Genomic DNA, 20,429 nt, shown 5'->3' on the forward strand with positions numbered 1-20,429 from the left:
CGCTCACAAACAACCGGACGCGCGCCCCGGTGCGCGTCCCTTTCCCGGAGGATGTTCCATGACCACGCGATCCCCGCTCCTGATGGCCCTTGCGGCTCTGGTCCTCACGGCCTGCGCGATGGCCATGGGCGGTCCCGGTCCGGCCCGGGGCGGCCCCAATATCCCGCCGGTGATCGGCACCGCCACGCCTCTCCCCTTCGCCTGCGCCTTGGTGGCGCGGCAGCAAGGCGGGAACCTTGCCCTCGAAGGACGGATCGACGCCCGCGATGCCGTATCGGGCACCTACGATCTGACGGTCCGTGGGCCCGGCGTGTCGATCGACCAGTCCGGCGACCTGCTGATCCCTGCGGGAGCCTCGGATGTCCTGGGTCAGGCCAGCGTGCCCGGCCGACTGGCGGACCTCGAGACCGCGATGACCATCACGACCCGAGGGCGGACCGTGACCTGCCCCGTCCAGCAGGGCTGACCCGATCCACGGAGGAACCTTCGCCATGCGCCGTGTCATTGCCATCTTCGCCTTGGCCGCTCTGCCGCTCTGCGCCCAGGCCGAGAGCCTGTCGCACACCTGGACGCCACGGACAGAGGCGCAGGCCCACGCAATTCGTGGGGCGCTCGCGCTCCATTCCCTCCGAAGCCGTCTCCGGGAGGGTGGGACGATCCGCCAATGGGGGCGAGAGAACCGTGCCGCCCTGTCCCAATCCGGCTCGGGCAACTGGGGCGCCATCTTGCAGCGCGGCGACGACCACGACGCGCGCCTAAAGCAGAAGGGGGACGGCAACGCCCACGCCATCCTCCAGGCCGGCCGCGAAACGGAGGCCGAGGTGGAGCAGGACGGGGACGAGGTGGGCGTCACGCTCCAGTACGGCTGGTGACCCGGCCCCGGGCAGCGCCAGGACCGCGCGCCGGGCCTAGCTGTAGTGCTGGACCGGCGTCCCCGCGATGGCGCTCATGTTGAGAAGCCCGCGCGCGGTGATGGAGGGCGTGACGATATGCGCCCGGTTGCCCATGCCCATGAGGATCGGTCCCACCTCCAGCGCGCGCGCCTTCATCTTGAGGATGTTGCGCACGCCCGAGGCGGTGTCGGTCCCTGCAAAGATCAAGATGTTGGCCACGCCCTCGAGCCGGTTGCCGGGAAACAGCCGTTCGCGCAACTCGGGGTCCAGCGCGGCATCCACCGTCATCTCGCCCTCATAGGCGAAGTCGGGCTCGCGCTGGGCCAGCAGGTCCATCGCGGCGCGCATCTTGAGGCCCGACGCCGTCTCGAGGTTGCCGAACTGGCTTTGCGAGCAGAGCGCCACCTTGGGCATCACGCCAAAGCGCCGGGCGTGCCGGGCCGCGCCGATCGTGGCCTCGACCACCTGCTCGGGCGTCGGATCGGGATGCACCTGGGTGTCCGCGATGAACAGCGGGCCATCGTCCAGGATCATCAGGGACAGCGCCCCCTGGGGCCGCAACCCCCCGCGCGCAAGCACCTGCCGCACATAGGTCAGGTGCCAGAGATACTGCCCGAGCGTCCCGCAGATGAGGGATTCGGCTTCGCCCCGATGGACCATGACGGCGCCGATGGCGGTGCTGTTCGTCCGCATGATCGCGCGGGCGGTGTCGGGCGTCACGCCACGCCGGGCCATCAGCTCGTGGTAGGTGCCCCAGTAGTCGCGGTAGCGCGCATCGGATTCAGGGTTCACCAGCTCGAAGTCGCGGTCGGGGCGGATGGGCAGGCCCAGGCGACGGCAGCGGACATCGACGACCTCGGGGCGGCCGATCAGGATGGGCTTGTCGTCGGTTTCCTCCAGCATCGCCGCGGCCGTGCGCAGGACCCGCTCGTCCTCGCCTTCCGCGAAGACGATGCGGCGGGCGGCGTGGCGGCTGGCCTCGAACACGGGCCGCATGATCAGGGCCGACCGGAAGACCGACCCGTCGAGCTGGTCCTTGTAGCCCTTGAGGTCGGCAATGGGCCGCGTGGCCACGCCCGACTCCATGGCGGCGCGGGCCACGGCGGTCGCGACCACGCCCATCAGGCGGGGGTCGAAGGGCTTGGGGATCAGATAGTCGGGGCCAAAGGTCATCTCCTCCCCGTGGTAGGCGGCGGCGGCCTCGGCGCTGGTCGTGGCGCGCGCGAGCTCTGCGATCCCCTCGATGCACGCAAGCTTCATCGCATCGTTAATCTGGGTCGCGCCCACATCCAGCGCGCCGCGAAAGATGAACGGAAAGCAGAGGACGTTGTTGACCTGATTGGGAAAGTCCGACCGTCCCGTCGCGATCACCGCACCGGGCGCGGCCTCCCGGGCGGCGTCGGGCATGATCTCGGGCGACGGATTGGCAAGCGCGAAGATGATCGGGCGCTCGGCCATCCGGGCCACCATCTCGGGTTTCAGCACGTTCGGGCCGGACAGCCCCAGGAACATGTCCGCGCCTTCGATCACGTCGGCCAGGGTCGCGGGAGTGGTGCCTTGGGCGAAGGCGGCCTTCTGCGGAGTCATCTCGGCCTCGCGACCCTCGTAGACCAGCCCGGCGAGGTCGCAGAGCCAGATGTTCTCGCGCCGCACGCCCAGCTTGACCAGCATGTCGAGGCAGGCGATCCCCGCCGCGCCGCCGCCCGTGGACACGACCTTGATCTCGGCCCAGTCCTTGCCCACGACCCGCAGCGCGTTGGTCGTGGCCGCGCCCACGACGATGGCCGTGCCGTGCTGGTCGTCGTGGAACACCGGGATGTTCATCCGCTCGCGGCAGATCCGTTCGACCGTGAAGCAGTCGGGGGCTTTGATGTCCTCAAGGTTGATGGCCCCAAAGGTGGGCTCCAGCGCGCACACGATGTCAGCAAGCCGTTCGGGGTCGGCCTCGTTCAACTCGATGTCGAAGCAGTCGATGTTGGCGAACTTCTTGAACAGGACGGCCTTGCCTTCCATCACGGGCTTCGAGGCCAGTGCGCCGATGTTGCCCAGGCCCAGCACGGCGGTGCCGTTGGACACCACGGCCACGAGGTTCCCGCGCGAGGTGTAGTCGCGGGCGGTGTCGGGGTTGGCCTTGATCTCCAGGCAGGCCTCGGCCACGCCGGGCGAATAAGCGCGGGCGAGGTCCCGACCGTTCGCCAAGGGCTTGGTCGCCCGGACCTCGAGCTTTCCGGGTTTCGGGAACTGGTGATAATCAAGCGCGGCCTGCCGCAGGCTGTCCTTGCCATCGTCCGCCATCGCCGTCGCTCCCGCCCTTGCGCTCTTGTTGAAGCGCTTTAAGCACGGGGGGCTCAGGTTGCAAAGGCTGCGCGACGCGGGTGCGCTGTCTAGCGACATCCGCTCCGTCATGTAGCGGGGAGGGCGCCGCCGTGGAGCGCCCAGGACCTTGCGTCCGCGCGGCGTGCGGGTCTTGCCTCCGGGTCGGGGGGGCACCAGTCTCTGGGCCAATGTCAGCGAGGATGCCATGACGCTTGTCGAAGCCGCAGCCCAGGTGCGCGAGAACGCCTATGCGCCCTATTCCAACTTCAAGGTCGGGGCGGCGATCCGGTCCATGTCGGGCCAGGTCTACCTCGGCGTCAACGTGGAGAACGCAGCCTATCCGCAGGGAACCTGCGCCGAGGCGGGGGCCATCGCGGCCATGATCGCGGGCGGCGACACGCGCATCGCAGAAGTGGCCGTCATCGCGGACAGCCCGACGCCGGTGTCGCCCTGCGGCGGCTGCCGCCAGAAGCTCGCGGAGTTCGGGGCGGGGGACGTGACCGTGACGCTCGCCACCACGCGGGGCGCGATGCGCGAGACGACCATCGCGGCGCTGCTGCCCGGGGCCTTTTCGGATCAGGACATGGAATGATGGATACCCGGCCCGAACCGAGGCCTGAACCGAGGCCCGAACCCAGGCTCGACGCCCGCTGGATCAATGGGCGGCTCCGACGGGGCGAGGTTCCGACCGAGAACGAATTGCGGTGGTTCGCGCGGGGACTCGCCTCGGGCGCGGTGACGGATGCGCAGGCCGGGGCCTTCGCGATGGGCGTCTGCCTGCGAGGATTGGGAGAGCAGGGGCGCGTGGCTCTGACGCTCGCCATGCGGGACTCGGGCCGGGTGCTGGAATGGCGGCTCGACAAGCCGGTGCTCGACAAGCATTCGACCGGGGGCGTGGGGGATGCGGTGTCGCTCATCCTCGCGCCCGCGCTCGCCGCCTGCGGGGTGGCGGTGCCGATGATCTCGGGCCGGGGGCTGGGCCATACCGGCGGCACGCTCGACAAGATGGAGGCGATCCCCGGCGTGGAGCCGAAGGTGAGCGAGGAGGCGCTGCGCCGGATCGTGACCGAGGTCGGATGCGCCATAGCCGGGGCCACCGCCGAGATCGCGCCCGCTGACCGCCGGCTCTATGCTATCCGGGACGTGAGCGGGACCGTGGAAAGCATCGACCTCATCACCGCGTCGATCCTGTCGAAGAAGCTTGCGGCGGGGCTCGAAGGGCTGGTGCTGGACGTGAAGTGCGGGTCGGGCGCCTTCATGAAGACCGACGCCGAGGCTGTCGCCCTGGCCGAGGCCCTGGTGGGGGCGGCCAATGGCGCGGGCTGCCCTACGGCGGCCCTCGTGACCGACATGGACGAGCCGCTGTGCCCCGCCTTGGGCAACGCGGTGGAGGTCGCGATCTGCCTGGAGATCATGGAAGGACGGCGGGAGGTCGCGCCGCGGCTCCATGACCTGACGGTTGCGCTGGGCGGGCGGCTTCTGGCGCTGGCGGGTGAGGCCGAAGGGGAAAGCGAGGAGCGGGTGGCGGAGGCCATCGCCTCCGGCGCGGCGATGGAGCGGTTCGAGAGGATGGTGGCGCTGATGGGCGGACCCTTGGATCTGGCCGCGACATGGCGCGAGCGGCTGCCGAAAGCGCCGGTCGTGATGGAGGTGTCCGCCGACACGGAGGGGTTCGCGTCGGAGTTCGACGGCGAGGCACTGGGCCTTGCGGTTGTGCGGCTGGGCGGCGGACGGACCAGGGAAACCGATCCGGTGGACCCGGTGGTAGGCCTGACCGGCGTGGTTCGGCGCGGCGCACGGGTGTCGCGTGGCGATCCGCTGGCGGTTGTCCATGCGCGGGACGAGAGCACGGCGAGGGCCGCCGCCGAAACAGTGCGGGCGGCGATCCGCATCGGGGAGGCGCCCCGGCTCGGGCCGCTGGTGCGGGAGCGCGTGGGGTGACGCGCGCCTTTTTGGTGGTCATGGATTCGGTGGGTGTCGGCGGCGCCCCGGACGCGGACCGGTTCTTCAATGGCGACCGGCCGGACACGGGCGCGAACACGGTGGGCCACATCGCGCAGACCGTGGGATTGCGTGTTCCGACCCTTTCGTCACTGGGATTGGGAGAGGCGGTGCGGCTTGCTTCGGGACTCGATGCGCCGGGTCTTACGGGGCCGGTGACCGGGGCCTGGGGCGTGGCGACAGAGGTGTCGCTTGGCAAGGATACGCCATCGGGCCACTGGGAGTTGGCGGGCGTTCCGGTCCCTTGGGACTGGACGTATTTTCCGAACACCGAACCGGCGTTCCCGCCGGATCTGGTCCAAGAGGTCTGCCGGATCGCGGGAACGGACGGCATCCTGGGGAACAGGCACGCTTCGGGCACCGCGGTCATCGACAACCTTGGCGCAGAGCACCTGAGGACGGGCTGGCCCATCTGCTACACCTCGGTGGACAGCGTGTTCCAGATTGCGGCCCACGAGGACGCCTTCGGGCTGGACCGGCTGATCGGGCTCTGTCGGGATCTCGCCCCCACCCTGCATGCCATGAAGGTGGGGCGCGTGATCGCGCGCCCCTTCGTCGGCGGGCCGGGAACGTTCAAAAGGACGCCGCACCGGAGGGACTTCGCCATCGCGCCACCGGCGCCCACGCTTTGCGATTGGGTGCATGACGCGGGCCGGCCGGTGCATGCCGTGGGCAAGATCGGCGACATATTCTCAATGCAGGGGATCGACACCTTGTCCAAGGGACCCGATCGGGCACTGATGGATCATCTGCACAGGTTGGCAGAAGAGGCGGAGGACGGGTCGCTGGTCTTCGCCAACTTCGTAGAGTTCGACACGGATTATGGCCACCGGCGCGACCCGCAGGGCTATGCGCGGCAGATCGAGTGGTTCGACCGTGGTATCGGCGACTTGATCCCCAAGCTTCGCAAAGGAGATCTGCTCGTGATCACCGCCGATCACGGCAACGACCCGACTTGGAGCGGCACCGACCACACGCGGGAACGCGTGCCAGTCCTCATGCACGGGGTAGGCGCGCGGGAACTGGGCCTCATGGGCTTCGTGGACGTGGGGGCGAGCGTGGCCGCCCATCTGGGCGTGCCTGCGCAGGGACCGGGGAGGAGCGTGCTGTGAGCTGGCGGGACCTTCCCAAGGTGGAATTGCACCTGCACCTGGAAGGCGCCGCACCGCCTGCCTTCGTCCGGGGCATGGCGGCGGAAAAGGGCACCGACATATCGGGCATCTTCGATGAGCGCGGGGGCTACCGGACCGGATCGTTCGCGCACTTCCTCAAGGTCTATGAAGCGGCCTGCTCGGTGCTGACCACGCCCGACGACTTCCGGCGGCTGACGCTTGCCGTGCTGGAGGAAAGCGCCGCGAACGGGGTCGTCTATTCCGAAGTGTTCCTGAGTCCGGATTTCTGCGGCGGCGGGGATGTAGCCGCTTGGCGCGACTACCTTGCCGCCATCGAGGATGCGGCGCGGCAGGCCGAGGCACAGGCGGGGATCACGCTGCGGGGGGTCGTCACCTGCATCCGCCACTTCGGGCCCGACCGGGCCAGGCGGGCCGCGCTCTGCGCCGCCGAGACGATGGGCGGCTTCGTCACCGGGTTCGGCATGGCGGGGGCGGAAACCGTGGGTCAACCCAAGGACTACGCCTGGAGCTTCGACCTTGCACGCGAGGCCGGGCTGCGCCTGACATGCCATGCCGGTGAATGGGGCGGGCCGGCGATGGTCGCCGACACCCTGCGCGACCTGCGGCCCGAGCGGATCGGCCACGGGATCGCGGCCGCGAAGGACCCCGCGCTGATGGATCAGATCGCGGAGGCCGGCATCGTGCTGGAGGTCTGCCCGGGGTCGAACGTCTTTCTGGGCGCGGTGCCAAGCTGGGAAAAGCACCCCATCGAGACGCTGCGAGCCCGCGAGGTCAAGGTCACAGTATCCACCGACGACCCGCCCTTCTTCCGCACGACCATGACAAAGGAATGGGAGATGCTGGAACGCATCTTTGAATGGAACGAGGACGACCTGAGGGCGCTCAACCGGGTGGCGCTCGACGCGGCGTTCTGCGACGAGGCGACCAAGGACCGGATACGAAAGACGCTGGAGGCCGCATGAACGACACCCCCGACCTGCCCCCCGGAACGCCCGTGGAGCCCGCGCCCGCCACGCCCGTCGTGCCGACGGGGGTCACCGTGGTCGATCATCCGCTGGTGCAGCACAAGCTCACCCTCATGCGGGAGCACGACACCTCCACGGCCTCGTTCCGGCGGCTCCTGCGCGAGATCAGCCTCCTCTTGGCTTATGAGGTCACGCGGACGCTGCCGATGACCACGACGCGGATCCAGACGCCGCTGACCGAGATGGACGCGCCGACCATCGAAGGAAAGAAGCTGGCGCTGATCTCGATCCTGCGGGCGGGCAACGGCCTCATGGATGGCATCCTGGACCTCATTCCGGCGGCTCGGGTGGGCTTCGTCGGGCTCTACCGCGATCCCGAGACGCTCCAGCCGGTGCAATACTACTTCAAGGTGCCCAGTTCGCTGGAAGACCGGATCTGCATCGTGGTGGACCCGATGCTGGCCACGGGCAATTCCTCGGCTGCGGCGCTGGACCTGCTCAAGAAGGCAGGAGCCAGGGATATCCGCTTCCTGTGTCTGCTGGCTGCGCCCGAAGGCATTCAGCGGATGCAGGAGGCCCATCCCGACGTGGCCATCGTCACGGCAGCCATCGACAGCCATCTGGACGAACATGGCTACATCGTACCGGGACTCGGCGATGCGGGCGATCGGATGTTTGGAACGAAGTAGGCCATGGGTACTGGTGGTCGGCCAGGACCACCCGCCCGTTGCCATGTCAGCCGCCCTGGCAGATGCCCTGAAGCGCGACCCACTCGGAATCGGTGATGAGGAGCGGGGCGTCACCCTCCGCGTAGGGATCGGCGGCCACAAGGTCGGCCACGGTGACTCCGGTCGGGTCACGGTCCAAGGCGAATGGCGTGATCGCCACTTCGGCCTGGGCAAAGGCTGGACCCAGGATGTCAGGGCCCAGGGCCGGGCTCTCCTCGGCCAGCAGGCGGTCGGCATGGCTGGCCAGCGCATCGGTGGCGAGGTTGCCCGTCGTGAGCAGCCGCATCGTGGCCCAGGGCCCCGCGTCGTCCAGCAGATGAGCGAGTGGATCGGCTTCACCCTGCGCTGCGCGCGCGGCCAGAAGCTGCCCGGCCACGACCGCGGGTTCGGCGGCGCGCTCGATCATCTCGCGCGAAAGAACAACGATGCCGCCCGGAAGGGCCAGGGGCGTTGCGGGCCCCAGTGGAAGCACGACGGCCTGTCCGGTTTCGCCCAGGATGCGGTCGTGAAGACGGTCGAGGGCCTCGGATCCCAGCGGATCGCGGCAGGCCGGCCCCAGCCGCTGCTGCATGTGGCCCAAGAGCGTCGCGCCGATCTCGGTCCGCTTGGGCAGGGGCACGACCTTGAGAGCCTCCTGCCGGAGCGAGGCCGGAAGCCAGATCGCGGCGGCGATCAGCGTTGCGGCCGAGGCGGCCCCGATGACGCCCCAGCGGACCTGGCGTGGGTTCGATTTCCGTCTGGCCACGCTGGCCCGCACGGTTTCGATGGCGGCGACCATGATCTCGTCATTGATCTCCAGCGTCTCGGACCCTGCTTCGTCGGGCGCGAACAGGGCCGGAGCCTGACCGGGATTGAGCCGTGCCACGGCTGGCAGGGACCAGTGCGCGAGCGGCTGGCCCGATCCTTCGGCCAGCACGAGCGTGGCCTTTCCGAAGGATACGACGACCTCCCTCCCGCTGTCGCTGGGGACCGTGCGCCAGCATCCCGTGGATTCGAGACGGGTGTATCGGGAAAGGGCGGTCATGATCCTCGGGAAAAGCTTCGCGGCACCACATAGCCCGGCCGGCCGAGGAAGGGGAAGGTGGGACGGCTGCGACGCGGCCCTGCTTGTGCAGAGCTCTCCACGGCCCGGGAGCGGCCTTGTGTCGGCTCCCGGGCCTGGATCGCGTCAGGCGGCCTTGGCTGGCGCGAACCGGCCATAGAAGGTGTCGCCACGATCGGCCATCTCGCGCAGGAGCGCGGGCGGGGCGAAGCGGTCGCCGTGCTGCGCCGCCAGTTCCTCACAGCGGGCGACGGCATAGGGCGCCCCCAGCATATCGAGCCAGGAGAAAGGGCCCCCGGACCACGGCGCGAAGCCCCAGCCCAGGATCGCGCCCACGTCACCCTCTCGGATATCGGTCAGTACCCCGTCCTCAAGGGCGCGCACCGCTTCGAGCACCTGCGCAAAAAGGAGACGTTCCTGCACCTCCTGAAGGTCTGGTTGCGGGTCCGCCGGTGGGAAGCGGTTGGTGAGGTCGGGCCATAGGCCAGTGCGCTCACCCTTGTCGTCGTAGGTATAAAAGCCTGCCTTGGCCTTGCGACCCAGTCGCCCCTCATCCGCCATGGGGAACAGCACCCGATCCACGGCATCGTCCTTGTAGGCGTCACCGAGCGCGGCCTTGGTGGCTTTCGCGATCTTCACCCCGAGGTCGATGCTGGTCTCGTCGATGAGCTGCAAGGGCCCGAGCGGCATCCCCGCGAGCTTGGCCGCGTTCTCGATGAGGGCAGGCTTGACGCCTTCGGCCACCATTCGCACCCCCTCGTTCAGGTAGGGGATGATGCAGCGGTTGGCGTAGAAGAACCGCGCATCGTTCACGACGATGGGCGTCTTGCCGATCTGCCGCGCGAAGTCGAGCGCCTTGGCCACGGCACGGTTGCCCGTCTCCTTGCCCCGGATGATCTCGACGAGCTGCATCTTGTCCACGGGGGAGAAGAAGTGGATGCCGATGAACTGGCCCCGATTGTCCGACGCCTTGGCGAGGTCCGTGATCGGCAGGGTCGAGGTGTTGGTGGCAAAGATGCAGTCGGGGCCGACATGCTGCAGCACCTTGCGCGTCACCTCGGCCTTGACGGACGGGTCCTCGAAGACCGCTTCCACGATCAGGTCGCAGTCCGTCAGCGCCGCGTAATCCGTCGTCGGCGTGATGCGGGCGAGGGTCTCGGCCTTCTTCTCCTCGGTCACCTTGCGACGGCTGACGCCTTTCGACAGCAGACCTTCGGAATGTGCCTTGCCGCGGCTTGCGGCCTCCTCGGAGGAGTCGACCAGCACGACCTCAATCCCGGCATTCGCTGCCACATAGGCGATCCCCGCGCCCATCATGCCAGCACCCAGGACTCCCAGCCTGCGGGCTTTCTGGTCCGGAGCCTCGGGCCGGTTCGCGCCTTTGCCCAAGGCTTGCATGTTGATGAACAGCGACCGGATCATGGCCGAGGAGGACGGGTTCATCAGGACGTTCACGAACCACCGCGCCTCGATCCTGAGCGCGTTGTCGAAGTTGACCAGCGCGCCTTCGTAGACGGCGGACAGTAGGGCCTTGGCCGCAGGATAAGCCCCGAAGGTCTTGCCGTTCACCATGGCCGAGGCGCCAACGAAGGTCATGAAGCCCGTCGGATGGTAAGGCGCGCCGCCCGGCATCCTGTAATCCTTGCGGTCCCAGGGCTTTGCCAGTTCAGTCCCCACGGCCGACAGCACCCAAGCCTTGGCATGGTCCAGCAGCCCCTCGGCCGGAACGACCTCGTCGATGAGACCCGCCGCCTTGGCAGCCTGAGGGTCCACCGTCTTGCCTTCGAGAAGCCAGGAGGACGCCGCCATGGCTCCGAGCTTGCGCACGAGGCGGGTGGTGCCGCCCGCGCCAGGGAAGATGCCGACCTTGATCTCGGGCAGGCCGATCTTGGCGCGGGGGTTGTCAGCGGCAAAGATCCGGTGGCAGGCCAGGGGGATCTCGTAGCCGATGCCGAGGGCGGTGCCGGGCAGGGCGGCCGCGATGGGTTTGCCCCCTTTGCCGGTCTTGGGATCCATGCCCGCCCGTTCTATGCGACGAAGCGCATGGTGCATCGACATGATACCTTCAAACAGGCCGCGTGCCGGTTCGTTACCCGCCGAGTCGCGCATGGACGCGATCACGTTCAGGTCCATCCCGGCCGCGAAATCCTTCTTGCCGCTGGTGATCACGATTCCTGTGACCGCAGGGTCGGCCAGGGCCTGCTCGACGAGCGCGTCCAGTTCCTTGAGCGATTCGAGGTTCAGCACATTCATCGACTTGCCGGGCACGTCCCAGTTGAGGACCGCGATCCCTTGGTCGTCCGTCTGCATCGAGAAATCGGTCATGCTGGTGGGCTCCTGTGCAGATGGGCGTGAACGGCGAATGCCATCGGCGGATGGCTGGCACCCGGCGTCGGCCCGGTCGCGAGTTGATAGGGGATCAGGCGCTCTGGGCTTGGGCGGCGTAAGGGGGCACCCGGACCGAGTCGACCATCTCGATCATAAGCTCGCCCCAGGGCTTCTGGGCCAGATAATAGACGGACCCGTATTCGTCGGGCAGGCAGACGTCTTCGAAGATGTACTCCCAGCGGAGCCAGACCCGGAAACGACCTTTGCGCGGCATTTCGATCGCTGCGATGCGCGGGGTCATCTGGGTCATGCCCGCCAAGAGCGCGGAGGAGCGCCGGGTCGCCAGGAACGCTTCCAGCACCTTGGGCGTGCGTATCACCACAAGCCCGCCCTCGATCTCGATGGGGCAGGGAAAGGCGAAATGGCGAGACATCTCGTCCAGGCGACCTTTGACAAAGAGTTCGCCCAGACGAACGAACAGCGGTGTCACCGCAAGTGGCCTGATGCTGGCCGCCGCCATCCGAATCCTTGCCTCCCGAGTTGTGCCCCAGGGACCCCGTCGCGATCCCGTGAACACACTGTAGCGCAGCCATGGCATAATCCCCAAGTGCTGAAAGGTTAACGGCTACACCCTCTCGATGATCGTGGCTGCGCCCATGCCCGATGCGATGCACAAGGTGGCAAGTCCGACGCCCTGACCTCGCCGTTCCAACTCGTCCAGGAGCGTCCCCAAGATGATCGCCCCGGTGGCGCCGAGGGGATGGCCCATGGCGATGGACCCGCCGTTGACGTTGACGCGGCTGTCATCGACCCCGAACGCCTGCATGTAGAGCAGGACCACCGAGGCGAAGGCCTCGTTCACCTCGAACAGGTCGATGTCGGACACGGTCATGCCGTTCTCGCGCAGGATCTTCTCGGTGACGGGCAGGGGGCCGGTGAGCATGATCGACGGGTCCGAGCCGATCTTGGCGGTGGCCCGGATGCGGGCGCGGGGCCTGAGCCCATGCTTCTCCCCGAATTCCTTGGAGCCCAGGAGCAGCCCCGCCGCGCCGTCCACGATCCCCGAGGAATTGCCCGCGTGGTGGATGTGGTTGATGCGTTCCAGTTCGGGATACCGCATCATCGCCACCTTGTCGAAACCGGGCATGACCTCGCCCATGGAGCGGAACGATGGCTCCAGGGCTCCCAGGGCCTGCATGTCCGTGCTGGGCCGCATATACTCGTCATGGGACAGGATCGTGAGGCCGTTCTGGTCCCTGACCGGAACCACGGATTTCGCAAAGCGACCGTCGTCCCAAGCTGCCTTGGCCCGCTTCTGAGACTGGACAGCAAAGGCGTCGGCCTCGTCGCGGGTGATGCCGTACTTGGTCGCGATCACGTCGGCGCCGATGCCCTGCGGCATGAAGTAGGTTTCCAAGGCCAGCGTCGGGTCCACGGCGATAGCCGCGCCGTCCGAGCCCATGGGCACCCGTCCCATCATCTCAACGCCGCCGGCGATGTAGCCTTCGCCCGCGCCGCCCCTGATCTGGTTGGCGGCGAGGTTCACCGCCTCAAGGCCGCTGGCGCAGAAGCGGTTGATGGTTAGGCCGGGCACCGACTGGGCGAGGTCCGAGGCCAGGACCGCGGTCCGCGCGATGCATCCACCCTGTTCGCCGATCTGTGTGACATTGCCCCAGATCACGTCCTCAACGGCGTCGGCGGGCAAGTCGCTCCGCTCCCTCAGGTTGTCGAGAACCTGCGCGGACAGCCGCACCGCCGTCACTTCGTGAAGCGAGCCATCGGGCTTGCCCTTGCCGCGGGGGGTGCGGATGGCGTCGTAGATATAGGCCTCTGGCATGGCATCCTCTCAGGCGGGGGCGCGGTCGGAGGGCCGACCGGGCATCATGTCGTAAGGGTGCTTCCAGCCCGGAAGGGCCTGGATGCGTGAAAGCCAGGCGTCGATGGCGGGCCACTGTGCCCGGTCGAAGCCGAAGGGCTCGGGGTAGAACAGGTAGCCGCAGCAGGCGGTGTCGCCGATGGTGACCTCATCTCCCGCAAGGAAGGGGGTCCGCTCCAGCTGCGCCTCAAGAACTTTGTACGCCGAAGCGAGGCGGCCCTTGAGCCAGTCGATCACTGCCGGTTCCCGCTTCTTGGGGTCAAGGAAATTCATGTGGAACCGAAGCGCTCCCGCCTGGGACGAGACCTTGTGGTTGTCGAAGAACACCCAGCGTAGCGCCTCTGCCCGATCCCCCAGGAGCTTGCCCGTCCTCTCGGCCGCCCAGAGCTGGATGGTCCCGGACTGAGTGAGTTTCACGTCGGGACCAACGAGAACCGGCACCTCGCCCATGAGGTTAATTTCACGGAAGGCAGGAGAGCGGGCCTCGCCGTGGAAGAAGTCCACGAAGACCGGCTCCCATTCGAGCCCGCAAAGGGTGAGAGTCAGTGCCGCCTTGTAAGCGTTCCCGGACTCTCCAAAGCAGTAGAGCTTCAGGCCCATGCCCGGCTCTCCCGTTCCCTGTAGCTATGCATACGACCCCCTTCTGGCATGCGTGTCGTCGCTGGTCAGCCTAGAAGTTCGCCGCCTCCAATGCCATCACCGGAGCCGCACCGCTCTGGATCCGGGCGAGATGCATCGCCGTCGCCGGGAGCTGCCGCGCCGCGTAGAAACGGGCGGTGGCCAGCTTGGATTCATAGAAGGTCCGGTCCTCGGCTCCGTCCGCCAGCGCGGCCGTGGCCGCCACGGCCATCCTGGCCCACATATAACCCAGGCACACATGGCCCATCATGTGCATGAAGTCGGTCGCCCCCGCGAGCGCATCGTTGGGGTTCTTGCCAGCCGCGCCCATGAAGTACATCGCCGCCGCCTGCAGATCCTTGGAGGCCGCCTTGAGCGGATCAAGCACCTGGGCCTTGAGGTCCGCGTCGCCCTCGTGCTGCTTGATGAACCCCTTGATGGCCTCGAACAGCGCCATGATCGGCTTGCCGCCCTGCGCCGCGAGCTTGCGCCCCACGAGATCGAGCGCCTGGATGCCGTTCGCACCCTCGTAGATCATGGCGATGCGGGCGTCGCGAACGAACTGCGACATGCCCCATTCCTCGATGTAGCCATGCCCGCCATAGAGCTGCTGGGCGGCCACGGCCATCTCGAAGCCCTTGTCGGTCTGGAAGCCCTTGAGGACGGGGGTCAGCAGCGAGATCAGGCCGTCGGCGTCCGGGTCCTCCATCCGGTGCGCGCGATCGATCAGCATCGCCCCCCAATAGGTGAACGCCCGCGCCCCTTCGACGAAGCTCTTCTGCTCCATGAGCGAGCGGCGCACGTCCGGGTGGACGATGATCGGGTCGGCATGGCCGGAGGGGTTCTTGGCGCCCGTGAGGTCGCGTCCCTGGAGCCGGTCCTTCGCGTAGGCGAGGGCATTCTGGTAGGCGATCTCGGCCTGCGCGAGCCCCTGCATCCCTACGCCGAGGCGTGCCTCGTTCATCATGGTGAACATGGCGCGCATACCCTTGTGCTCCTCCCCGAGGAGGGAGCCGGTCGCGCCGTCGAAGTTCATCACGCAGGTAGCGTTGCCGTGGATGCCCATCTTCTCTTCGAGCTTGCCGCAGCTAACCGCATTGCGCTGACCGAGAGAGCCGTCCTCGTTCACCAGGAACTTCGGCACGATGAACAAGGAAACACCCTTGGTTCCGTCAGGCCCGCCAGGAATCTTGGCCAGCACCAGATGGATGATGTTCTCCGCGAGGTCGTGCTCGCCGGACGAGATGAAGATCTTCTGCCCGGTGATGGCATAGGTGCCGTCGCCATTGGGGACAGCGCGGGTCCGCATGATACCCAGATCCGTGCCGGCATGCGGCTCGGTCAGGTTCATGGTGCCCGTCCACTCGCAGGTGGTGAGCTTGGGCAGGTAGGTCTGCTTCTGCTCCTCGGACCCATGGATGTGGATCGCGGAATACGCGCCGTGCGTCAGGCCCTGGTACATGTTGAAAGCCATGTTCGCCGACACGAAGGCCTCCTGCGCGGCGGTGTGCATGACGTACGGCAAGCCTTGGCCACCATAGGCCGGATCGCAGTCGATGGAGGTCCAGCCGCCCTCGCGCATGACGCGCATGGCGTCTTGGAAACCCGAGGGCGTGCGAACGACACCGTTCTCCAGCCTGCATCCTTCGCGGTCGCCGACGGCGTTGAGGGGAAGGAGGATGTCCGAAGCCACGCGGCCCGCCTCTTCGAGGATCGCACCCGTGGTGTCGCGGTCAAGGTCCGCGAAGCCTGGGCAATCGTCCTCGCTCACCCGCAGCACCTCGTGAAGAACGAACTGCATGTCCTTGAGCGGGCTCTGATAGATCGGCATTCCTCGCGTTCCCCCCGTTAAGCGTTCCTTCAGGCGGCCGTGGCGCGGGCCCCCTGCCGGGCCAGCTCGGACCGGCCCCATTCGATCTGGTCGCGCAGGTCCTTGATGGTCGCGTCGAGCATGGCCCGGCGCTCCTCCATCTCGGCCAGGTGGCGTTCGGCCACGTCGCAAGTCCGCGCAAGCTGCTCGGTCCGGCCCTTGCCGCCTTCGTAAAGGTCGAGAAGTTGCCGGATCTCCTCGAGGGAGAACCCAAAGCGCTTGCCCCGCAGGATCAGTGTGAGCCGCGCCCGGTCCGCCTTGGTGAAAAGGCGCCGGGTTCCTTCCCGGATCGGAAACAGCAACTCCTTGGCTTCGTAGAAGCGCAGGGCCCTGGCTGTCACGTCGAACTGCTCGCACATCTCGCGGATCGTCATCAATTGGTCGGTCATCGGGTTGGCCCTCTTGTTCTTGCCGCCACGTCCGGCGGCAGATGGGCCAGTCCGTTTCACCTTACAAGCAGAGGTGGCGTTGACGTAAACGTAACGCGACGTCACGCCGCAGCATGACCGCAGGTCAAAGCGGAGCGGTCAGGACCCGATGGATCGGGCCGTATCGGCGCGCAGTTGCTGCAATTCCGCGACGGTCGTTTCGAGTTGTCGCTGCTGCTCCGCCAGTTCACCCAGCTGACGATCGGCCATGTCGAGGAACCGCCGCATCTGGGCCTCGGTACCTTCCTTCTCGTAGATGAGGAGCCACTGCCGGATCTCCTCGAGCGAGAAGCCGAACTTGCGACCGCGCAGGACCAGCGTCATTCGCGCAACCTCGCGCGGGCCGTAGTAGCGGGCGCGACCTTCCTTTTCGGGCGAAAGGAGCTCGATGTATTCGTAGTAACGAAGGGTGCGCGGCGTTACGTCGAAACGCGCGCACATCTCCTTGAACGAAAGCCGTGTTTCGGGTTTCTCGTCTGGCATGACCCCTCGCTGCGCCGCAACCTAAACCCTGGACGACGCACGGGCAACCTCGCGACGCAGGGTTCCGGCTTGCGCGCCGGGCCGGTCGTGGCAAGCTGCCGCCCCATGACACCTGACCTCACCTCCGCCGCGCGGGACGAGATCGCGCAACGGTTCATCTCGGCTCTTCCTTACGCCAAGGCCTTGGGCCTGACCCTGGTCCGGCTGGGCGACGGCATGGCCGAGATCCTGATGCCGTGGAACGTGCAGCTGGTCGGCGATCCCGAGACAGGGGTGATCCATGGCGGCGCGGTGTTCGCCCTGATGGACACCTGTGCGGGAACGGCCGTAATGTCCCATGCCAGCGCACCGCGGCGGACCGCGACCCTGGACCTTCGCATCGACTACATGCGCGCCGCCATGCCCGACCGGGTGATCACCGCGCGTGCCGAATGCTATCATATCACCCGGACCGTCGCGTTCGTCCGGGCGACCGCCACGGACGGGGACGACCGGCCGATTGCCACCGCGACCGGAGCCTTCATGATCGAGCCCGCGCCATGAGGGCGCCGCCCGAACCCGTGCAGGTCGTCAAGGGCCGTCGCGATGCGGCGCTGGAGCGGTTGGTGGGTGGGGTGCCCTTCATCGCCTTCCTGGGTCTCCGGTTCGACCGGCGAGGAGACGAGCTGACCTCCGTGTTGCCGTTCCGGGACGAACTGATCGGCAACCCCATCCTTCCGGCCCTGCATGGCGGGGCTACGGCGGGGTTCCTCGAAGCAACTGCGATCGTCGAACTCGCCTGGACCGCCATGTGGGAGGAGATGGAGGCCGGGCGGATCGGGCCCGATGCACCCTTGCGCCTGCCCAAGACCATCGACTTCACGGTGGACTATCTTCGGTCGGGTTTGCCGCGGGACGCCTATGCGCGGGCGCGGGTCAACCGGTCGGGCCGACGCTACGCTAGCGTCCATGTTGAGGCTTGGCAGGACAACCGCGCGAGGCTCTTCGCGCAGGCCACGGGACATTTCCTGATGCCCGAAGCGGCGCAGTGACTGCTGAGGCGATCACTCACGCGCGGGTTCTTCGGATCGCGCTGCCCATCGTCCTGTCGAATGCCACGGTACCCCTTCTAGGGGCCGTGGATACGGCCGTGGTGGGCCAGCTTGGGCAGGCCGCGCCACTCGGCGCCGTCGGGATCGGCGCCGTGGTGCTGAGCGCGATCTACTGGATCTTCGGCTTTCTTCGGATGGGAACCACCGGACTGACCGCACAGGCGCGCGGGGCCGGGGACAGGGCAGAAGTGGCGGCGCTCCTGTCCCGCGCGCTCCTGATCGGGCTGACCGCTGGGGTCCTGCTGATCATCGCCCAGTCCGCGCTGTTCGCCGCGGCGTTCCGGCTCTCGCCGGCCTCGGAGGAGGTCGAAAGTCTCGCACGGCAATACATGGCAATCCGGATCTGGTCGGCGCCGGCCGCCATCGCGGCCTACGGCATCAATGGCTGGCTCATCGCGCAGGAGCGGACCCGCAGCGTGCTCGCGATCCAGTTCTGGACCAACGGCGTCAACATCACCCTCGATCTGTGGTTCGTGCTGGGGCTGGGTTGGGGCGTGCCGGGGGTGGCCCTGGCGACGGCCCTGGCCGAATGGTCCGGCCTGATCCTGGGGCTATGGCTCTGCCGCGCCGCGTTCCGCGGAGCAGCCTGGCGGGACTGGCCACGGGTGCTCGACCGGACGCGGCTGCGGGTCATAGCGCAGGTCAATGCCGACATCCTGGTGCGGACGGTCCTGCTGCTGTCGATCTTTGTCTCCTTCCAGTTCTGGGGCGCGGGTCTGGGCGACGTGACGCTGGCGGCCAACCAGGTGCTCATGCAATTCGTCAACGTAGCGGCCTTTGCCCTGGATGGCTTTGCCTTCGCGACCGAGGCCCTTGTCGGGCAGGCGTTCGGGGCCGGGCGGATCGCGGAGCTGCGCCGCGCCATACGCCTTGCCTCGGTCTGGGGTGGCGTCATGGCGGTGCTGCTTGGGCTAAGCTACGCGTTTGCGGGGCCGGCCATCATCGCGGCCATGACGACGGCCCCCGAGGTGCGTGCCGAGGCGGCGCGTTTCCTGCCTTGGGTCGTGGCCGCGCCGGTCGTCGGCCTGCCGTCGTGGATGCTGGACGGGATCTTCATCGGCGCGACGCGGACGCGGGACATGCGCAACATGACCGTGATCGCGGTGACGCTTTACTTCGCGATGGCCTGGCCGCTGACGGGGGCATTGGGCAATCACGGTCTCTGGGCGGCGCTTGTCCTGAGCTGGGTGCTGCGCGCGGTTACGCTCGCCTGGCGCTATCCGGCGCTGGAGCGGGCCGCAGGCTAGAGCCAGTCGCCGCGTCCGGTGCCGACGGCCTGGGCGACGCTGGCAAAGCCGTGCCTTTGGAGAAGCGCATCAAGGCCGCGCGCGATCTTGTCCGCAAGCGACAGGCCGCCATAGGCGAGTGCGGTGTAGAGTTGCACGGCGCTCGCCCCCGCGCGGATCTTGGCAAAGGCAGCCTCGGCCGAGTCCACGCCGCCAACGCCGATCAGGGGTAAGGCCGTCAGCGTCGAAAGCCGCGCCAGCACGCGCGTGGAGCGTTCAAAGAGCGGCGCGCCGGACAGGCCGCCCTTTTCACCTGCATGGGCGCTGCGCAGGCCATCGCGGGACAGGGTTGTGTTGGTGGCCACGATCCCGGCAAGACCCGAGGCGTTCGCTACACCGGCCACGTCGGCCAACTCCTCCTCGGACAGGTCGGGCGCGATCTTGAGGAGGATCGGAATGGGACGGGGCAGGCCCTCACGCGCTTCCATTACGCGCGCCAGGAGCGCCGAAAGCGCGGCGCGGCCCTGAAGGTCGCGCAAACGCTCGGTGTTGGGGGATGACACGTTGACGGTCGCAAAGTCGACGAAGGGTCCAAGGCGCGCCAGGACAAGGGCGAAGTCGCCGGCGCGATCCTCGCTATCCTTGTTGGCCCCCAGGTTCACGCCCAGCACCATCGCGCCGGGCCGCCGGGCGAGCCGATCCCCCACGGTTTCCATGCCTTCGTTGTTGAAGCCGAAGCGATTGATCACGGCCCTGTCCTCGGCCAGGCGGAACAGGCGCGGTCGGGGATTGCCGTCCTGCGGCCGGGGGGTCACCGCCCCCACCTCGGCAAAGCCGAGGGGGCTTCGGGCGAGGCCGGACAACGCAACGGCGTTCTTGTCGAATCCGGCCGCCACGCCCACCGGGTTGGGAAGGTCCAGCCCGGCAAGGTTCGTCCGCAGGCGGGGCGATGTCACCGGGCCGCCAGCCGGGCCAAGCCCTGCCTGCAACGCCCTGAGTGCCAGGCCGTGCGCGGCCTCGGGGTCCATGCGCTGCAGAGCGCGCAGGCCCGCCTGTTCGATCAGCCGCCTCATACCGGTGGAAACCTGTGCTGCCCGCCGTCGAGGGGGAGGGGTGCGGACCAGAGCACGTCCTCGGCCCGAAGCTCGCGGTAGAGATGCGGGAAAAGCGCGCCGCCGCGCGAAGGCTCCCACCGCAGTTCGGGCACGAGACGGGTCTCGTCCACGGCCAGGAGCATGAGCCCGTCCTCGCCCGCGAAGTGCCGGGCAGCGGTCTCCTCGACCTGGGCGGCGGTGGACAGGTGAACGTAGCCGTCCCGCAGGTCGATGGGCGCCCCCTGGCTGTGCCCGGCGGCGGCGAAGGCGTCCCATTCGGGCCCGCGAAAGATCTTGTAGATGGCCATGCTGCGCCAGATGCGCCGCCTCCGCGTGC

21 protein-coding genes are annotated in these 20,429 nt (G+C 67.8%); 10 read left to right on the top strand and 11 right to left on the bottom strand.

Annotation, left to right across the window (positions count from 1 at the left end):
• The first annotated feature begins 58 nt into the window (after positions 1 to 58).
• The gene (gene csgH, locus FHG66_RS04320) at positions 59 to 466 is read left to right on the top strand and encodes a curli-like amyloid fiber formation chaperone CsgH (RefSeq protein ID WP_139075451.1); all 408 of its coding nucleotides are present in this window, start codon (positions 59 to 61) and stop codon (positions 464 to 466) included.
• Between the two features lie 25 nt (positions 467 to 491).
• On the top strand, positions 492 to 872 hold the full coding sequence (locus FHG66_RS04325; protein ID WP_139075452.1) for a curlin: 381 nt from the start codon (positions 492 to 494) through the stop codon (positions 870 to 872).
• Positions 873 to 908: 36 nt separating this feature from the next.
• Here the strand turns inward: FHG66_RS04325 and FHG66_RS04330 are convergent, their stop codons facing one another.
• A complete protein-coding gene (locus FHG66_RS04330; protein ID WP_139075453.1) occupies positions 909 to 3,188 on the bottom strand; it encodes an NADP-dependent malic enzyme in 2,280 nt (759 codons plus the stop codon).
• A 226-nt stretch (positions 3,189 to 3,414) separates the two neighbouring features.
• Here FHG66_RS04330 and FHG66_RS04335 point away from each other — a divergent pair, with 226 nt between their 5' ends.
• The 5 genes from FHG66_RS04335 to upp are packed head-to-tail and all read left to right on the top strand — an operon-like array spanning position 3,415 to position 7,997.
• Entirely contained in the window at positions 3,415 to 3,801 is a 387-nt protein-coding gene (locus FHG66_RS04335) for a cytidine deaminase (RefSeq protein ID WP_139075454.1), read from the top strand.
• Positions 3,798 to 5,150 carry a thymidine phosphorylase gene (locus FHG66_RS04340; RefSeq protein WP_246082451.1) on the top strand — a complete coding sequence of 451 codons (1,353 nt, stop codon included), beginning with the start codon at positions 3,798 to 3,800 and terminating at the stop codon, positions 5,148 to 5,150. Before FHG66_RS04335 ends, FHG66_RS04340 begins: the two co-directional genes overlap by 4 nt.
• Positions 5,147 to 6,322, top strand: a complete 1,176-nt coding sequence (locus FHG66_RS04345) for a phosphopentomutase (RefSeq protein ID WP_139075455.1) — start codon at positions 5,147 to 5,149, stop codon at positions 6,320 to 6,322. The genes FHG66_RS04340 and FHG66_RS04345 overlap by 4 nt, the downstream gene beginning before the upstream one ends.
• Positions 6,319 to 7,305 (top strand): adenosine deaminase, encoded by a 987-nt coding sequence (locus FHG66_RS04350; protein WP_139075456.1) that lies wholly within the window; start codon positions 6,319 to 6,321, stop codon positions 7,303 to 7,305. Before FHG66_RS04345 ends, FHG66_RS04350 begins: the two co-directional genes overlap by 4 nt.
• Complete coding sequence (gene upp / locus FHG66_RS04355; protein WP_139075457.1) at positions 7,302 to 7,997, top strand: uracil phosphoribosyltransferase; 696 nt, start codon at positions 7,302 to 7,304, stop codon at positions 7,995 to 7,997. Before FHG66_RS04350 ends, upp begins: the two co-directional genes overlap by 4 nt.
• A 46-nt stretch (positions 7,998 to 8,043) precedes the next feature.
• Here upp and FHG66_RS04360 read toward each other — a convergent pair whose 3' ends face one another.
• The 8 genes from FHG66_RS04360 to FHG66_RS04395 form a co-directional block, all read right to left on the bottom strand.
• Positions 8,044 to 9,060 (bottom strand): hypothetical protein, encoded by a 1,017-nt coding sequence (locus FHG66_RS04360; protein ID WP_139075458.1) that lies wholly within the window; start codon positions 9,058 to 9,060, stop codon positions 8,044 to 8,046.
• A 144-nt stretch (positions 9,061 to 9,204) separates the two neighbouring features.
• On the bottom strand, positions 9,205 to 11,403 hold the full coding sequence (locus FHG66_RS04365) for an FAD-dependent oxidoreductase (protein ID WP_139075459.1): 2,199 nt from the start codon (positions 11,401 to 11,403) through the stop codon (positions 9,205 to 9,207).
• Positions 11,404 to 11,497: 94 nt separating this feature from the next.
• Entirely contained in the window at positions 11,498 to 11,896 is a 399-nt protein-coding gene (locus tag FHG66_RS04370) for a hypothetical protein (protein WP_176556118.1), read from the bottom strand.
• Between the two features lie 135 nt (positions 11,897 to 12,031).
• Entirely contained in the window at positions 12,032 to 13,243 is a 1,212-nt protein-coding gene (locus FHG66_RS04375) for an acetyl-CoA C-acetyltransferase (RefSeq protein WP_139075461.1), read from the bottom strand.
• A gap of 9 nt (positions 13,244 to 13,252) precedes the next feature.
• Positions 13,253 to 13,882 carry a glutathione S-transferase family protein gene (locus FHG66_RS04380; RefSeq protein ID WP_139075462.1) on the bottom strand — a complete coding sequence of 210 codons (630 nt, stop codon included), beginning with the start codon at positions 13,880 to 13,882 and terminating at the stop codon, positions 13,253 to 13,255.
• Positions 13,883 to 13,952: 70 nt separating this feature from the next.
• Positions 13,953 to 15,731 carry an acyl-CoA dehydrogenase C-terminal domain-containing protein gene (locus FHG66_RS04385; RefSeq protein ID WP_139075463.1) on the bottom strand — a complete coding sequence of 593 codons (1,779 nt, stop codon included), beginning with the start codon at positions 15,729 to 15,731 and terminating at the stop codon, positions 13,953 to 13,955.
• A gap of 29 nt (positions 15,732 to 15,760) precedes the next feature.
• Positions 15,761 to 16,159 carry a MerR family transcriptional regulator gene (locus FHG66_RS04390; protein ID WP_139075464.1) on the bottom strand — a complete coding sequence of 133 codons (399 nt, stop codon included), beginning with the start codon at positions 16,157 to 16,159 and terminating at the stop codon, positions 15,761 to 15,763.
• A 138-nt stretch (positions 16,160 to 16,297) separates the two neighbouring features.
• Complete coding sequence (locus tag FHG66_RS04395) at positions 16,298 to 16,681, bottom strand: MerR family transcriptional regulator (RefSeq protein WP_139075465.1); 384 nt, start codon at positions 16,679 to 16,681, stop codon at positions 16,298 to 16,300.
• A 105-nt stretch (positions 16,682 to 16,786) separates the two neighbouring features.
• Between FHG66_RS04395 and FHG66_RS04400 the strand changes: the two genes are divergently transcribed.
• From FHG66_RS04400 to FHG66_RS04410, 3 genes are read left to right on the top strand one after another with little or no spacing between them, the layout of a single operon-like run.
• Complete coding sequence (locus FHG66_RS04400; protein WP_139075466.1) at positions 16,787 to 17,224, top strand: PaaI family thioesterase; 438 nt, start codon at positions 16,787 to 16,789, stop codon at positions 17,222 to 17,224.
• Entirely contained in the window at positions 17,221 to 17,712 is a 492-nt protein-coding gene (locus FHG66_RS04405) for a PaaI family thioesterase (protein WP_139075467.1), read from the top strand. Before FHG66_RS04400 ends, FHG66_RS04405 begins: the two co-directional genes overlap by 4 nt.
• Positions 17,709 to 19,019, top strand: coding sequence for an MATE family efflux transporter (locus tag FHG66_RS04410; RefSeq protein ID WP_139075468.1), 1,311 nt, complete (start codon positions 17,709 to 17,711; stop codon positions 19,017 to 19,019). Before FHG66_RS04405 ends, FHG66_RS04410 begins: the two co-directional genes overlap by 4 nt.
• Here the strand turns inward: FHG66_RS04410 and FHG66_RS04415 are convergent.
• Together FHG66_RS04415 and FHG66_RS04420 are read right to left on the bottom strand one after the other, a co-directional pair.
• Positions 19,016 to 20,071, bottom strand: coding sequence for a quinone-dependent dihydroorotate dehydrogenase (locus FHG66_RS04415; RefSeq protein ID WP_139075469.1), 1,056 nt, complete (start codon positions 20,069 to 20,071; stop codon positions 19,016 to 19,018). The genes FHG66_RS04410 and FHG66_RS04415 overlap by 4 nt on opposite strands.
• A complete protein-coding gene (locus tag FHG66_RS04420) occupies positions 20,068 to 20,400 on the bottom strand; it encodes a DUF952 domain-containing protein (RefSeq protein WP_139075524.1) in 333 nt (110 codons plus the stop codon). Before FHG66_RS04420 ends, FHG66_RS04415 begins: the two co-directional genes overlap by 4 nt.
• Positions 20,401 to 20,429 lie beyond the last annotated feature (29 nt).

This window comes from Rubellimicrobium rubrum (genome assembly GCF_006152115.1).
Taxonomy (GTDB): Bacteria; Pseudomonadota; Alphaproteobacteria; order Rhodobacterales; family Rhodobacteraceae; genus Rubellimicrobium; species Rubellimicrobium rubrum.

Coding starts and splice junctions, on each gene's coding strand:
- csgH (WP_139075451.1), top strand. CDS start 59: ATGACCACGCGATCCCCGCTCCTGATGGCCCTTGCGGCTCTGGTCCTC.
- FHG66_RS04325 (WP_139075452.1), top strand. CDS start 492: ATGCGCCGTGTCATTGCCATCTTCGCCTTGGCCGCTCTGCCGCTCTGC.
- FHG66_RS04330 (WP_139075453.1), bottom strand. CDS start 3,188: ATGGCGGACGATGGCAAGGACAGCCTGCGGCAGGCCGCGCTTGATTAT.
- FHG66_RS04335 (WP_139075454.1), top strand. CDS start 3,415: ATGACGCTTGTCGAAGCCGCAGCCCAGGTGCGCGAGAACGCCTATGCG.
- FHG66_RS04340 (WP_246082451.1), top strand. CDS start 3,798: ATGATGGATACCCGGCCCGAACCGAGGCCTGAACCGAGGCCCGAACCC.
- upp (WP_139075457.1), top strand. CDS start 7,302: ATGAACGACACCCCCGACCTGCCCCCCGGAACGCCCGTGGAGCCCGCG.
- FHG66_RS04360 (WP_139075458.1), bottom strand. CDS start 9,060: ATGACCGCCCTTTCCCGATACACCCGTCTCGAATCCACGGGATGCTGG.
- FHG66_RS04365 (WP_139075459.1), bottom strand. CDS start 11,403: ATGACCGATTTCTCGATGCAGACGGACGACCAAGGGATCGCGGTCCTC.
- FHG66_RS04375 (WP_139075461.1), bottom strand. CDS start 13,243: ATGCCAGAGGCCTATATCTACGACGCCATCCGCACCCCCCGCGGCAAG.
- FHG66_RS04380 (WP_139075462.1), bottom strand. CDS start 13,882: ATGGGCCTGAAGCTCTACTGCTTTGGAGAGTCCGGGAACGCTTACAAG.
- FHG66_RS04385 (WP_139075463.1), bottom strand. CDS start 15,731: ATGCCGATCTATCAGAGCCCGCTCAAGGACATGCAGTTCGTTCTTCAC.
- FHG66_RS04390 (WP_139075464.1), bottom strand. CDS start 16,159: ATGACCGACCAATTGATGACGATCCGCGAGATGTGCGAGCAGTTCGAC.
- FHG66_RS04395 (WP_139075465.1), bottom strand. CDS start 16,681: ATGCCAGACGAGAAACCCGAAACACGGCTTTCGTTCAAGGAGATGTGC.
- FHG66_RS04400 (WP_139075466.1), top strand. CDS start 16,787: ATGACACCTGACCTCACCTCCGCCGCGCGGGACGAGATCGCGCAACGG.
- FHG66_RS04405 (WP_139075467.1), top strand. CDS start 17,221: ATGAGGGCGCCGCCCGAACCCGTGCAGGTCGTCAAGGGCCGTCGCGAT.
- FHG66_RS04415 (WP_139075469.1), bottom strand. CDS start 20,071: ATGAGGCGGCTGATCGAACAGGCGGGCCTGCGCGCTCTGCAGCGCATG.
- FHG66_RS04420 (WP_139075524.1), bottom strand. CDS start 20,400: ATGGCCATCTACAAGATCTTTCGCGGGCCCGAATGGGACGCCTTCGCC.